We start from the raw sequence: 12,879 nt of genomic DNA, 5'->3' as shown, positions 1-12,879 counted from the left end.
CTCCCTTCCGGGTGAACGGCTCAGCGCAGCTCTTGGATGCGGACGAGGTTGCCCGCGGGGTCGCGGAAGGCGCAGTCCCGCACGCCGTAGGGCTGCTCGGTCGGCTCCTGGACGACGTCGGCGTTCCCGGCCTGCACCTTCTCGAAGGTGGAGTCGAGGTCCGGGGTGGCCAGCAGGATCCACCCGTAGGTCCCCTTCGCCATCATCTCGACGATGGTGCGCCGCTCGTCCTCGGTGATCCCGGGGTCGGCGGCGGGCGGCGCGAGCAGGATGGAGGTCCCGGGCTGCCCGACGGGGCCGACGGTGATCCAGCGCATCTTTCCCTGCCCGACGTCACTGCGGACCTCGAAGCCGAGGATGTCCCGGTAGAAGGCGACGGCGGCGTCCGGGTCGTCCTGCGGGAGGACGGTGGTGTGAATGGTGATGTCCATGCCCACCACGCTAGTTGGGGACCGAACCGGTCCGCTTCTCGATTCCTGACCGGTCGCCCGCATGGCCCTGGCCGGTCGGTGAGCGGCCGGCCGAACTACTGCGCCTCGGGCCGGTCCGAGGGTCCGGACGAATCGGCGGCGCGGCGGTATTCGGCGTTGATGCGCTGGGCTTCCTCGAGCTGGTCTTCCAGGACGATGATGCGGCAGGCGGCCTCGATGGGGGTGCCCTGATCGACGAGTTCCCGGGCGCGCGCGGCGATGCGCAGCTGGTAGCGGGAGTAGCGGCGGTGACCGCCCTCCGAGCGCAGCGGGGTGATGAGACGGGCTTCGCCGATGGCGCGAAGGAAGCCCTGGGTGGTGCCGATCATCTCGGCGGCCCGGCCCATCGTGTAGGCGGGGTAGTCGTCGTCGTCGAGACGCCCGTAAGAGTCGTCTGCTGTCATTTGCACCTCTCTGCGAAACGCGAGGAGGAGCCCGGATGCGGCACGCCACCAGGCCCCGAAGGAACTACTACACCACCTGCCTGCCCTGATGCCGCGCCGGCCTTCTGTGTCAGCGGACCCGACCCGGCTTCCGGCGGGAGCGGGTCGGGTCGGGGAGGTCGTCGGCCTCGGCCTGGGAACGCGGGAGGGCCCGCACCGGTGTGTGCCGGTCGGGCCCTCTCGATGCTACGGATCAGACGGTCGGACCACCCACCGGGACGCCGACCGGACCGCCGACCGGGACGCCGAGCAGCGCGGAGGCGTGCTGGAGCGGGTCGAGGGCGCGGGCGGGCGCGGCGGGGCGGGCAGGGCCGCGGCAGGTGAAGCCGAGCCGGGTCATGGCCCGGACGACCTCGTCGGCGCTGAAATCGCGGCGGTCCTGGGAGGTGATGACCTGGCCGACCTGCTTGACGGGGTAGGTGCGGCGGCCGATGATCACGGACTCGCCGGTCACCTCCTCGGGCTTGACGCCCTTCATGGAGTCCAGGACGCCGCTCTTGGTGAGCTCGAAGGGGAAGCGGGCGATGACACAGCGCACGGTGCCTCACAGGGAGAGGAAGGGGCGGTTCCGCCGTGGTGGGGCGGTTCGGACAGGGCGAGGGCGCGGTGTCAGGCCGCCGCGTCGACGGCGGTACGCCGCCCGGTGCCGCGCCGGGCGGCCGAAGCGGGACCGCGCCGACCGCGGGAGGCCGCGCCGCGCTTGCGCCGCTCGGCCGGCGGCGCGGTGATCGTCACCGGGATGCCGGACGGGGCCTGGGCGCCCGTGATCCGGCGGAGTTCGTCCTCGCCGGAACGGACCTGGGTGGTACGGGGCACGATGCCGGCGGCCGTCAGTAGACGGGTCATGTCGCGGCGCTGCTGGGGTGTGACCAGGGTGACGACCCGGCCGGACTCGCCGGCCCGTGCGGTCCGGCCGCCGCGGTGGAGGTAGTCCTTGTGGTCGGTCGGCGGGTCCACGTTGACGACGAGGTCGAGGTTGTCGACGTGGATGCCGCGTGCCGCGACGTTCGTGGCGACCAGGACGGTGACGTGTCCCGTCTTGAACTGGGTGAGGGTACGGGTGCGCTGCGGCTGCGACTTACCGCCGTGCAGGGCGGCGGCCCGTACTCCGCTGGCGAGGAGATCCTCGGTGAGGCGGTCCACGGCGTGCTTGGTGTCCAGGAACATGATCACCCGGCCGTCGCGGGCCGCGATCTCCGTCGTCAGCCGGTTCTTGTCGGCGCCGTGCACGTGCAGGACGTGGTGCTCCATCGTGGTGACCGCGCCCTGGGAGGGGTCCACGGAGTGGACGACGGGGTCGGTGAGGTAGCGGCGGACCAGAAGGTCGACGTTGCGGTCCAGGGTGGCGGAGAACAGCATGCGCTGGCCCTCGGGGCGGACCTGGTCCAGGAGCGCGGTGACCTGCGGCATGAAGCCCATGTCGGCCATCTGGTCGGCCTCGTCGAGCACCGTGATCGCGACCTGGTCCAGCCGGCAGTCGCCGCGGTCGATGAGGTCCTTGAGGCGGCCGGGGGTGGCCACGACGACTTCGGCGCCTCCGCGCAGCGCGTTGGCCTGCCTGCCGATCGGCATCCCGCCGACGACGGTGACCAGGCGCAGCCTCACGGCGCGGGCGCAGGGGGTGAGGGCGTCGGTGACCTGCTGGGCGAGTTCCCGGGTGGGGACCAGAACCAGGGCCAGCGGCTGACGGGGCTCGGCGTGCTGCCCGGCGGTGCGGGCCAGCAGGGCGAGGCCGAAAGCGAGGGTCTTGCCGGAGCCGGTCCGGCCGCGGCCCAGGACGTCACGGCCCGCCAGGGAGTTCGGCAGCGTCGCGCCCTGGATGGGGAACGGTACGGAGACGCCCTGCGCGGTGAGCGCTGCCAGCAAGGTCTTCGGCATGTCGAGGTCGCTGAACGCCTCGACGGCGGGCAGCGCGGGAGTGATCGTCTTCGGCAGGGCGAACTCCCCCTGCGGCGCGGCGAACCGCCGCTGCCCGTAACCGCCGGAGCGGCCGGGAGCGCCCGAGCGGCCGGGCGTTCCCGAGCGGCTCGGCGTGGACGAACCGAAGCGGCTGCCCCGGCTCGAACCGGCGGAGGATCCGTATGCCCGGCCCTCCTCGCGGCGGGCACGGGAGGAGCGGCTGTTCGTGCGTGTGGGGTTCATTCAGAACCTTCCTCGATACGGCGCGTATCGAGGAATTCCGGCAGCGGATGAGCGGCGCAGGGAATCACAGGCACGGGCCGAATGGAATGCGAAAGCGAAAGGGGCCCGAGAAACAATTGCCGGCGCAAGCGGGCAGGCGGGCGACAGTAAAGGGGTGGTGGCGCATGGAAAATAAATCCATGAGACCGTGCCCCTGAACATTATGTTCCGCAGGTGACGTCACTGCGGAATGCGTGCAGCTGGGGCCCGCACCCCGAGGGATGCGGGCCCCAGCTACGAATGGCGCGTCAGCGTCAGGCGGGAACGATGTTCTCGGCCGTCGGGCCCTTCTGGCCCTGCGCGATGTCGAAGGTGACCTTCTGGCCTTCCTGGAGCTCGCGGAAGCCCTGGGCGGCGATGTTCGAGAAGTGGGCGAACACGTCAGGGCCGCCACCGTCCTGCTCGATGAAGCCGAAACCCTTTTCCGCGTTGAACCACTTCACGGTGCCAGCAGTCATGTCATTTCTCCTTTGGGCAGTGCACCGGAGTCCGTACGGTACGGACGCCGTGTCGCCGCGATGATGCCCTGCCCGGAAAATGACCCGGAAATACAAAGCGCTCCCATGCGGCACGGAGGCCGGCCCGGGGGCGCTTGAAAATTTTGGGAACCAAAACTGCAACCGACTCCGACAGTAGCACGCCGCAGCGGATTATGTTCGTCGAACATTTCTCCCTGTGTGGTGCCGTGAAAAACTCTCCCTGCGGGGACTGCTAAATCCTGAGACCGCGAACACAGGTATTCAATTCACCTGGCGTGCGCTCCGGTCGCGGTCCGCTGTCACTGCCGGCCGGTGCGCGGGGGGTTGTCGCCCTGCGCGCCGCCCGCCTCGTGCTCCCTGATCGCCGCCTCCACCAGGGCTCGCGCCGCCCAGGTGATGGCCTCCTCCTCCGCCTGCGGGCCAAGGCCGCGGACGTCGCGCAGGGCGATCTGCGCCTCCCAGCCGACCACGATCGTCAGGGCCGAGATCAGCCGCTGGTACGCCTCCTGGCTCAAGGTGCCGCGCAGAGGGGCGCACGCCTGCTCCAGCCATTCGATCCGGCGGGGGCCGCGACGCGGGGCGGCCGGTTCCGGAGTCTCGCTCGCCGGGGTGTCGACGGTCAGGCGGATCAGCCGGCGGCCGAGGGGAAGCGACTGCGGTGAGTACTTCAACAGCGTCCTTATGAGGGCGTCCACCCGGGCCGCGGGGTCGTCGGAGATCGAGGGGTCGGCCAGGACCTGCTCGACCGGGGGCTCGTTGAGCGCGCCGGCGGTCGCGTCGATCAGCAGGTGGTCGACGCTCGGGAAGTACGCGTAGACCGTGCGCCGTGACACGTCGGCGGCGGCCGCGATCTCGTCGATGGAGGGCGTCGCTCCGCCGGCGCTCAGCCGGACCGCCGCGTCGACGATCGCCTTGCGGGTGCGGCGTCGCTGCGCTTCACGGCCACCACGGCGGGCCGGATCGTCACTGGTCATCGTGGACTGTCGCTCCCAGGTCGGTGGGTCGGCGGGGGCTTGACGTCCCCTCAGGAAATAAGTATATCTTCGTGCAGTCGCTGCACAGCAGTGCAGTGACAGCACAGACGTGAACTCGATTGTCGCGTAGCTCACATGGCCGTACCTGTCACAGAAACCGGGCCGTCGGTGTCTTGATGCCGAACCCCTTGAAGCGGAGGACACACCATGAACGAGAACATCGATGTGGTCGTGATCGGCGGCGGGTACGCCGGAGTCATGGCGGCCAACCGCCTCACGCAGCGCGGCGACGTGACGGTGACGCTGATCAACCCGCGCCGGAGCTTCGTCCACCGGATCCGCCTGCACCAGCTGGTGGGCGGGACGGACGGCGCGGTCGTGGACTACCGGGAGGTCCTGGGCGAGGACGTCCGGCTGGTGGTCGACACCGTGACCCGGATCGACGCCGCCGGCCGCCGCGTGACGCTGGCGTCGGGCTCCACGGTCGGCTACGACTACCTGGTCTACGCGGTCGGCAGCGGCAGCGCCGACCCGAGCGTGCCCGGGGCGGCCGAGTTCGCCTACCCGATCGGCACCTTCGAGGAGGCCGGGCGGCTGCGGCCGGTCCTCGACGCCGCGCCCGCGACGGCCGCCGTGACGGTCGTCGGAGCCGGTCCGACCGGCATCGAGACCGCCGCCGAACTGGCGGAGGCGGGCCGCGCCGTCACCCTGGTCTGCGGCGGAGTCCTCGGCCCGTACCTGCACCCCCGGGGCCGCCGCTCGGTCGCCCGGCGCCTGGCCAGGCTCGGGGTGACCGTGCTCGACGGCCCCGACACCAGGGTGACGGCGGTGACCCGTGAGGCCGTCCGGCTCAGCGGCGGCCGCGAGCTGCCGAGCGCTGTGACCATCTGGACCGTCGGCTTCGGCGTGCCGGACCTGGCCGTACGCAGCGGGCTGAGGACCGACGCCCTGGGCCGTCTGCTCACGGACGAGACGCTGACCAGCGTGGACGACGAACGCGTCATCGCGGCCGGGGACTCGGCGGCGCCGTCGGACCTGCCGCTGCGGATGAGCTGCCAGGCCGCGATGCCGATGGGCGCGCGGGCCGCCGACACGGTGCTCAGCCGGATCGCGGGGGAGCGGCCCGAGACCCTCAACCAGTCGTTCGCCGCCCAGTGCATCAGCCTGGGCCGGGGCGACGGCATCTTCCAGTTCGCCAACCGGTCCGACGTCGCGGTGTGGTTCAACATCGACGGCCGCCTGGGCGCGAAGCTCAAGGAGGTCGTGTGCGTCAGCGTCGTCAAGCACCTGGCCGACGAGGCGGGCAAGCCCGGCGGGTACCGCCTGCACCGCGTCTCGGGAGGCCCCGCACGCGAACGACTGCTCCGGGCCAGGCAGGCCGAGGCACCCGCCACCGCGCCGCGGGCAGCGGTCTGACCGAGCAGACACACGCGGAGGGTTCAGGACCGGACATGAACGACCACGCCGACGACCCGGCGACCGAGACCTTCGTCGCCCACCGCAACCTGCTCTTCACCGTCGCCTACGAGATGCTCGGATCGGCGGCCGACGCCGAGGACGTCCTCCAGGAGACCTGGCTGCGATGGGTCGAGGTCGATCTGGGGCAGGTGGGCGACCGGCGCGCCTACCTGGTCCGGATCACGACCCGGCAGGCGCTGAACCGGCTGCGCACCCTGCAGCGCCGCAGGGAGGCGTACGTCGGCCCCTGGCTGCCGGAGCCGCTGCTCACCGTCCCGGACGTGGCCGAGGACGTCGAGCTCGCCGAGAGCGTGTCGGTGGCGATGATGCTCGTCCTGGAGACGCTGTCGCCCACCGAGCGCGCCGTGTTCGTCCTCCGCGAGGCCTTCGGCCTCGGCTACGACGAGATCGCCGCCGCCGTCGACAAGAGCCCCGCGGCCGTCCGCCGGATCGCCCACCGCGCCCGCCGCCACGTCGATGCCCGCCGCCCCCGCCAGGCGGTCCCGGCGAGCGTGACCCGGGCGGCTCTGGAAGAGTTCCGGCGCGCGCTCGAGACCGGGACCCCCCAGGGCCTCCTCGACGTGCTCGCCCCGGAGGTCGTCCTGATGAGCGACGGAGGCGGCATCAAGCAGGCCGCGCTGCGCCCGGTCGCCGGCGCCGACAGGGTGACCCGCTACATGCTCGGCGGCCTCGGCAGGAACGAGCGGAGGATCACCGTCGCCCCCACCGTGGTCAACGGCAGCCCGGCGCTCCTCGTCCGCCTGGACGACGAGATCGACGGAGTGATGGCGATCCACGTCGAGGCCACCCGCATCACCGGCCTCTACTACGTCCGCAACCCGCAGAAGCTCTCCCACGTCACCTCCGCGACCCCCCTCACCCTCCACTGAGGAGCGGACGCACTACCCGTGCTGGAGGACCCGCGGCTACTGGCGGTGAAGTCGAGTACGAACACTCCCGCCCGAGTGGGAGCGGTCTCGACAGGCGTCGACGGCCTGATGTGCAACTCCCGGCATGAACTCTCCGGCCGACGCCGACAGCGCCGACCGACGCTCAACGTGCCGGGAGGAAGTTGTCAGTGCTCCGCGCAGGCCGGGCGTACGGCGCCTACCAGGCCACTCGTAGTACCGGCATGGGGGCGGACCTCGCGCGGGCATCTGCTCGTGAGCAATCCTCCGCCAAGCCCTCGGGTCGCACCTGTCGGTCGATGCCGACGGCGGGCGGACTCACCTCAAGCCGAGTCCGGTGGCGCGTCGGATGTGGCGGCGCGGCGGTATTCGGCGTTGATGCGCTGGGCCTCTTCGAGCTGGTCTTCGAGGACGACGATGCGGCAGGCGGCCTCGATCGGTGTGCCCTGATCGACGAGTTCCCGGGCCCGTGCGGCGATGCGCAGCTGGTAGCGCGAGTAGCGGCGGTGACCGCCCTCCGAGCGCAGCGGGGTGATCAGGCGGGCCTCGCCGATGGCCCGGAGGAAGCCCTGTGTGGTGCCGAGCATCTCGGCGGCCCGGCCCATCGTGTAGGCGGGGTAGTCGTCGTCGTCAAGACGGCCGTACGAGTCATCCGCTGTCATTTGCACCTCTCTGGGAAACGCGTTGAGGGGCCCTGGCGCCGTACTGGCACCAGGGCCCCGAAGGAACTACTACACCACCTGCCGGCCCTGCTACTGCGCCGGCTTTCTGTGTCCGCAGACCCGACCTGGCTGCTGTCGGGGGTGCGGGGATCGCGGTTGCTTGACCGGAGACCACCTCACTATCGATGTCCTGCGGTACCCGGGCTCAGGCTTCCGCCCGGGCGATCCTGATGGCGCGGGTTCCTCCGTTCTTCCTCGGTGATCAACTACTTACTACGGGGTACTGCGTACTGCGGGTACTGCTGGTGATGCGAACTGCTCAGTGGCCTCTGACAGCGCCACTCTTCGGCAGCCAGCCCCGTTGCCCGTCCTGCGTCTGCTCTGGCTTGGAACCCCACTGCCGAACTTCCCGGTGCGCGCGCCCGCAGCCGACGCCTTCACCGAGGTACCGCCTCACTTCACTGCTGGGTACTGCGTACTGCACTCACGGGTACCGCACCTGCCATGACCGCGGTCCCGCTTGCGGCGGCCCCTGATCACTGCGGGCCACCCGGTCCGGCAGCCAGCCCCGTCGCCATCCTGCGAAAGCCCTGGCTTCGGAACTCCACCACCGCACCGTCCTGCTCACTGCAACTACGTGTACTGCTGGTACTGCTTGCCGGCAGTTCGTCTCTGCCAGGCCCTGCTGTCTCTCTGGGCTACGAGAGAAACCATAACTACGCCGCGGCCCAATGTCTACTCCGGCCGACATAGATTTCCGTGTGTCCGCTGGGTAGGTAATCGACTTCGAGCAGTGACGCGGGTCCGGCGCCCGCCTCCCAGCCAGCCGACACCGTGATCCTCGTCGTGTCGGAACGCCGCCAGAGCGGCGGGAGGAGTGACTGCCCTTCTCGCCCGGTGGCGCGACCGGTTGAGGGGACCGGGCGACCTCTGAATAGGATCGGGTTTCATGTCGAAGCCTGACGAGCTGCTCGTTGACGTCGCCACGCTGGTGGAGTCCGGGCAGAGCAATCAGATGTCCCTGACCGTGGTCACCGGTGGCGCTGTCATCACCGGCCGGCTGGCGCCCGAAGCGGTGTGGAGGCAGCGGGTCTCGGAGGTCCTGGCGGACTCGGCCCGCCTGGGAGGGTTCTCCGCCGTCTTCACCGCTACAACACGGAGGGACGGGCCGCCCACGCATCTGCACTTCCACATGGCGCGGATCCTTCAGGGCACGGTGGGGATCCCGGAGACGGGTGGGATGTACCGCGTCTCGATCGCGGACGTCAGCGCCTGGACCATGGGCGACTTCAGCTACTCCGATCACTGACGTCGCGCCCGTAGAGACACCTGCCCACCGATACGCGAGAGGGCCCGACCGGCGGCTGCCGGCCGGGCCCTCCTGGCTGTTCGGGGGTCAGCTCACGGTTGCCCGTGGGTCACGGGTCAGACCGCCGCCGGGGCGCCGAGCATGGCGGTGGCGTGGGGGTCGGGCCGACGGGGATTCGTGCGGTGCTGCGGGCCATGGCCGCCTGCGCGCGGGGTCCGGGTGTGTGGCGTTGGCCGAGTCGGTGGATGCGCCAGGTAGCGACTCGGGACCTGCGGCATCGTTGCCAGGCGCAGCACGAACGGCAGCGCGGCGGTGGGGCGTGGCCGCCAGATCTCACGGAGTGACCGGAGCGCGGTACGCGGCGAGGAAGGTGCGGGCGCCGGCTGTCGCGTAGAGGTCGAGATCGGCTTCCGTGTGCTGGGCGCTGCCGTGGAACATGGCCTGGTTCACGGGGATCCACAGCAGGAGCCCCGCGAAGTGGTGTGCGGCCAGCACGGGATCGTCGGCGCGGAGTACTCCCTGGTCGGTGAGGTGCCGGAAGGTGGCGGCCAGGGTGACCAGGACCCGCTCGAATCCCTGCTCGTACCAGGCGGCGCCGAGCGCGGGGAAGGCGTCGGCGTTGGCGATGATCAGCCGGCGCAGCCGGATGACCTCGGGTCGGGTGAGGGTGGCCAGGAGCCGGCGGGCGAGACGGGTCAGGTTCTCGTCCAGGTCGTCCGCCGTGGAGGGAACGTCGGCCACCAGATCGATCACGCTGTCGATGCGGTCGGTGGTCGCCAGGATGATCTCGGAGAAGAGCTTCTCCTTGTCCGCGAAGTGCTTGTAGACGGTCTGCTTGGAGACCGCGGCCAGCTTCGCGATGTCGTCCATGCTCGTCCCCGCGTACCCCTTGTCCAGGAACACGGTGGTCGCGGCGTCCAGGATCGCCTGGTGCTTGCGTGCTGAACGGCTGTCCATCGTCGACTCCTCATGTCCGTCGTCTTCCCGCTTCCGAAGAGTACTGGACTGACCAGTACTCGCATGGGTACTGTACCGTCCAGTTCCGAAGCGGGAGCCTTCCCGGCCGACCGCGTACCTATGGGGGTCTCACATGGACAAGGTCTTCTCGGCCGACGGCACCGCCATCGCCTTCGAGCAGCGGGGCTCCGGCCCCGCGCTGGTACTCGTCGGCGGCGCCTTCATGACGCGGCACGCGTCGGCGGAACTCGCCGGCCTGCTGTCCGAGCACTTCACGGTGTTCACCTACGACCGCCGGGGCCGTGGCGACAGCGGTGACGGGCCGGTGTACGACGTGCGGCACGAGGTCGAGGACCTGGACGCGCTGATCGAGCACGCCGGCGGCGAGGCCATGCTGTTCGGCATGTCCTCCGGTGCCGTGCTGGCGCTTGAGGCGGCGGCCCGGGGCAGCGCCGTGACCCGGCTGGCCCTGTACGAGCCGCCCTTCGTCACCGACGACAGCCGTCCGCCGCTGCCCGCCGACTACGTCGCCCACCTGGAGGAGCTGGTGGAACGGGGGGCGTACGGCGACGCCGCCGCCTACTTCATGACCGCCGCGGTGGGCATGCCTGTCGAGGCCGTCGACGGCATGCGCCAGGCCCCCTTCTGGGCGGACATGGAAGCCGTCGCCCCCACGCTCCCCTACGACGGCCGGATCATGGGCGACACCATGTCCGGCCGCCCCCTGCCCACCGACCGCTGGCAGGCCGTGACCGTGCCGGTCCTTGTCGGCAGCGGCGACGCGGGCGCACCCCACATGCTCACCGGCGCCCGCGAACTCGCCGGCCTGGCCGACAACTTCACCCTCCAGATCTTCCCCGGCCAGGAGCACACCATCGCCCCCGGCCTCCTCGCCCCGGCCCTGGCCGCCTTCCTCACCGCCAAGGAGCGGGCATGAGCAAGGTCTTCGCGAGCCTGGGGATGTCCCTGGACGGTTTCGTCGCCAGCCCCGACTCCGGTCCCGACAACCCGCTCGGCGACGGCGGAATGCGCATCCACGAATGGGTCTTCGGCGTCGAGAGCTGGCGGGAGCGCCAGAGTATCGGCGGTGGGCAGACCAACCAGGACGACGACATCGTCCAGGGCGACTTCGCCCGTGCCGACGCCCCTTCGGCCGCAAGTGGGCCAAGGCCCGAGCGAAGGTCGGCCTGCCGAAGGACTTCCGCTTCTACGACCTGCGCCACACCGGCCACACCCTCTCCACGCAGTCCGGCGCGACCCTCAAGGACACGATGGTCCGCGCCGGCCAGTCCTCGGAGAAGGCCGCGATGATCTACCAGCACTCCGACGACGAACGCCAGCAGGAGGTCGCCGGAGGCATCGACGCGCGGGTTCGAGCAGCCCGCCAGAAGGCGGTGGCCGCGCCGAGACTGGCGCGCGAACCCTGATCCTCGATGGGTGGGGCGGCAGGTCTGCCACCCCACCCGTCCGGCTCCTGCCCCGCACCGTCACCTTGTTCCTATACCGTGCGCCGGTACGTCTGCCGGAATGGGGCTGGGGAGCAAGCGATGGGCGCGGTGTCGGGGCCTGCGGGCACGGGCGAGTTGAAGCGGCACCTGGGTGTGTTCGACGCCGTGGTGATCGGCCTGGGGTCGATGATCGGGGCGGGGATCTTCGCGGCTCTGGCCCCGGCGGCCGGTGCGGCCGGGTCGGGGTTGCTGCTGGGCTTGGCGCTGGCCGCCGTGGTGGCGTACTGCAACGCGACGTCCTCGGCCCGCCTGGCCGCCCGCTACCCCGCCTCCGGAGGTACCTACGTCTACGGGCGGGAGCGGCTGGGCGAGTTCTGGGGCTACCTCGCCGGATGGGCCTTCGTGGTCGGCAAGACCGCCTCCTGCGCGGCCATGGCGCTGACGGTCGGCTCCTACGTGTGGCCCGGCCAGGCGCACGCGGTCGCCGTCGCGGCCGTGGTCGCGCTGACCGCTGTCAACTACGCCGGGGTGCAGAAATCCGCCTGGCTCACCCGGGCCATCGTCGCCGTGGTCCTGGCGGTGCTGGCCGCAGTGGTGGTCGCCGCAGTCACCTCCGGCGATGCGGACACCGCCCGACTCGGTATCGGTGACGACGCGACCTTCGGCGGGGTGCTCCAGGCCGCGGGCCTGCTGTTCTTCGCCTTCGCCGGCTACGCCCGCATCGCCACGCTCGGCGAGGAGGTCCGCGACCCCGCCCGCACCATCCCGCGGGCCATCCCGATCGCTCTGGGCATCGCCCTCGCCGTCTACGCGGCCGTGGCCGTCTCCGTCCTGGTCGTGCTGGGCCCGCAGAGGCTGGCGGATGCCACGGCTCCGTTGTCGGACGCCGTACGGGCCTCAGGCGCGGACTGGCTGGCACCGGTCGTGCGGGTAGGCGCCGCGGTGGCCGCGCTCGGCTCGCTCCTCGCCCTGATCCTCGGCGTCTCGCGCACGACCCTGGCCATGGCCCGCGACCGGCACCTCCCGCACGCCCTGGCCGCCGTCCACCCGAAGTTCCAGGTTCCGCACCGCGCCGAACTCGTGGTCGGCGCCGTCGTCGCCGTACTCGCGGCGACCACCGACGTACGCGGGGCGATCGGCTTCTCCTCCTTCGGGGTGCTTGCCTACTACGCCGTCGCCAACGCCTCCGCATGGACCCTCGCCCCGGACGAGGGTCGACCGGCACGGACCATCCCGGTCGTCGGGCTGGCCGGGTGCCTCGTACTCGCCTTCGCCCTCCCGGCCTCCTCGGTGATGGGCGGCGCGGCGGTTCTGGCCATCGGAGCCGCGGCCTACGGGGTACGCCGCGCGGTGACCGCACGCAAGGCCTGACCGGGCACCGGCCGCCGCGCGGGTGGTCCTGTACGCCACCGGCCCCCTGAAGCCGGCCCGGTAGTCCCGGGCCAGACTCCAGCCGCGCTGCCTCGGCGTCCGATCGTCGCCCGCGACGGCCCTGTCGATGTGTGACTCACGTCACATCGGGTGCCTGTCAGGAATCGGGTCGCTGTCCCGCTCAAGTCACCGAGAGCCCAGCGGAGCAACCGACAGGAG

At 71.0% G+C, this 12,879-nt stretch carries 13 protein-coding genes and 1 pseudogene; 6 read left to right on the top strand and 8 right to left on the bottom strand.

The features are described 5' to 3' along the window. Nucleotides 1-20 precede the first annotated feature (20 nt). The 6 genes from M5362_RS16550 to M5362_RS16525 form a co-directional block, all read right to left on the bottom strand. Complete coding sequence (locus tag M5362_RS16550) at nt 21-431, bottom strand: VOC family protein (protein WP_260228311.1); 411 nt, start codon at nt 429-431, stop codon at nt 21-23. 95 nt (nt 432-526) lie between these two features. Continuing rightward, complete coding sequence (locus tag M5362_RS16545; RefSeq protein ID WP_260228310.1) at nt 527-874, bottom strand: helix-turn-helix domain-containing protein; 348 nt, start codon at nt 872-874, stop codon at nt 527-529. A gap of 232 nt (nt 875-1,106) precedes the next feature. Further along, entirely contained in the window at nt 1,107-1,451 is a 345-nt protein-coding gene (locus M5362_RS16540; protein ID WP_260228309.1) for an SCO5918 family protein, read from the bottom strand. A 71-nt stretch (nt 1,452-1,522) separates the two neighbouring features. Further along, nucleotides 1,523-3,055: a DEAD/DEAH box helicase gene (locus tag M5362_RS16535; protein ID WP_260228308.1), complete on the bottom strand. Its 1,533-nt coding sequence runs from the start codon at nt 3,053-3,055 to the stop codon at nt 1,523-1,525. Nucleotides 3,056-3,348: 293 nt separating this feature from the next. Further along, on the bottom strand, nt 3,349-3,552 hold the full coding sequence (locus M5362_RS16530; RefSeq protein ID WP_260228307.1) for a cold-shock protein: 204 nt from the start codon (nt 3,550-3,552) through the stop codon (nt 3,349-3,351). A gap of 320 nt (nt 3,553-3,872) precedes the next feature. Beyond that, entirely contained in the window at nt 3,873-4,547 is a 675-nt protein-coding gene (locus tag M5362_RS16525) for a TetR/AcrR family transcriptional regulator (protein WP_260228306.1), read from the bottom strand. Nucleotides 4,548-4,754: 207 nt separating this feature from the next. Between M5362_RS16525 and M5362_RS16520 the strand changes: the two genes are divergently transcribed. Together M5362_RS16520 and M5362_RS16515 are read left to right on the top strand one after the other, a co-directional pair. After that, entirely contained in the window at nt 4,755-5,963 is a 1,209-nt protein-coding gene (locus M5362_RS16520; protein WP_260228305.1) for an NAD(P)/FAD-dependent oxidoreductase, read from the top strand. Nucleotides 5,964-5,998: 35 nt separating this feature from the next. Continuing rightward, on the top strand, nt 5,999-6,895 hold the full coding sequence (locus M5362_RS16515; RefSeq protein ID WP_260228304.1) for an RNA polymerase sigma-70 factor: 897 nt from the start codon (nt 5,999-6,001) through the stop codon (nt 6,893-6,895). Nucleotides 6,896-7,236: 341 nt separating this feature from the next. Here the strand turns inward: M5362_RS16515 and M5362_RS16510 are convergent, their stop codons facing one another. After that, nucleotides 7,237-7,575 (bottom strand): helix-turn-helix domain-containing protein, encoded by a 339-nt coding sequence (locus M5362_RS16510; RefSeq protein WP_260228303.1) that lies wholly within the window; start codon nt 7,573-7,575, stop codon nt 7,237-7,239. Nucleotides 7,576-8,524: 949 nt separating this feature from the next. On the opposite strand from M5362_RS16510, the gene M5362_RS16505 reads away from it, so the two are divergent. Further along, nucleotides 8,525-8,884, top strand: a complete 360-nt coding sequence (locus M5362_RS16505; RefSeq protein ID WP_260228302.1) for a hypothetical protein — start codon at nt 8,525-8,527, stop codon at nt 8,882-8,884. 333 nt (nt 8,885-9,217) lie between these two features. Here M5362_RS16505 and M5362_RS16500 read toward each other — a convergent pair whose 3' ends face one another. Next, a complete protein-coding gene (locus M5362_RS16500; RefSeq protein ID WP_260228301.1) occupies nt 9,218-9,841 on the bottom strand; it encodes a TetR/AcrR family transcriptional regulator in 624 nt (207 codons plus the stop codon). Nucleotides 9,842-9,974: 133 nt separating this feature from the next. On the opposite strand from M5362_RS16500, the gene M5362_RS16495 reads away from it, so the two are divergent. The 3 genes and pseudogenes from M5362_RS16495 to M5362_RS16485 all read left to right on the top strand — a co-directional run bounded on the left by M5362_RS16495 (nt 9,975) and on the right by M5362_RS16485 (nt 12,660). Next, nucleotides 9,975-10,778, top strand: a complete 804-nt coding sequence (locus M5362_RS16495; protein WP_260228300.1) for an alpha/beta fold hydrolase — start codon at nt 9,975-9,977, stop codon at nt 10,776-10,778. Between the two features lie 202 nt (nt 10,779-10,980). Continuing rightward, nucleotides 10,981-11,268, top strand: a pseudogene (locus M5362_RS16490) (site-specific integrase); the annotation flags it as partial. A 120-nt stretch (nt 11,269-11,388) separates the two neighbouring features. Next, complete coding sequence (locus M5362_RS16485; RefSeq protein ID WP_260228299.1) at nt 11,389-12,660, top strand: APC family permease; 1,272 nt, start codon at nt 11,389-11,391, stop codon at nt 12,658-12,660. The last annotated feature ends 219 nt before the right edge of the window (nt 12,661-12,879 follow it).

It is taken from the genome of Streptomyces sp. Je 1-79 (assembly GCF_025195125.1).
In the GTDB taxonomy this organism is placed as follows: Bacteria; Actinomycetota; Actinomycetes; order Streptomycetales; family Streptomycetaceae; genus Streptomyces.
The sequence above is the reverse complement of the archived record's forward strand: the minus strand, read 5'-3'. Positions and strand labels throughout refer to the sequence as shown.

What these genes read in the sequence shown, in the direction of transcription:
- M5362_RS16550 (WP_260228311.1), bottom strand. Translation starts at nt 431, where the DNA reads ATGGACATCACCATTCACACCACCGTCCTCCCGCAGGACGACCCGGAC.
- M5362_RS16545 (WP_260228310.1), bottom strand. Translation starts at nt 874, where the DNA reads ATGACAGCAGACGACTCTTACGGGCGTCTCGACGACGACGACTACCCC.
- M5362_RS16535 (WP_260228308.1), bottom strand. Translation starts at nt 3,055, where the DNA reads ATGAACCCCACACGCACGAACAGCCGCTCCTCCCGTGCCCGCCGCGAG.
- M5362_RS16530 (WP_260228307.1), bottom strand. Translation starts at nt 3,552, where the DNA reads ATGACTGCTGGCACCGTGAAGTGGTTCAACGCGGAAAAGGGTTTCGGC.
- M5362_RS16525 (WP_260228306.1), bottom strand. Translation starts at nt 4,547, where the DNA reads ATGACCAGTGACGATCCGGCCCGCCGTGGTGGCCGTGAAGCGCAGCGA.
- M5362_RS16520 (WP_260228305.1), top strand. Translation starts at nt 4,755, where the DNA reads ATGAACGAGAACATCGATGTGGTCGTGATCGGCGGCGGGTACGCCGGA.
- M5362_RS16515 (WP_260228304.1), top strand. Translation starts at nt 5,999, where the DNA reads ATGAACGACCACGCCGACGACCCGGCGACCGAGACCTTCGTCGCCCAC.
- M5362_RS16510 (WP_260228303.1), bottom strand. Translation starts at nt 7,575, where the DNA reads ATGACAGCGGATGACTCGTACGGCCGTCTTGACGACGACGACTACCCC.
- M5362_RS16505 (WP_260228302.1), top strand. Translation starts at nt 8,525, where the DNA reads ATGTCGAAGCCTGACGAGCTGCTCGTTGACGTCGCCACGCTGGTGGAG.
- M5362_RS16500 (WP_260228301.1), bottom strand. Translation starts at nt 9,841, where the DNA reads ATGGACAGCCGTTCAGCACGCAAGCACCAGGCGATCCTGGACGCCGCG.
- M5362_RS16495 (WP_260228300.1), top strand. Translation starts at nt 9,975, where the DNA reads ATGGACAAGGTCTTCTCGGCCGACGGCACCGCCATCGCCTTCGAGCAG.
- M5362_RS16485 (WP_260228299.1), top strand. Translation starts at nt 11,389, where the DNA reads ATGGGCGCGGTGTCGGGGCCTGCGGGCACGGGCGAGTTGAAGCGGCAC.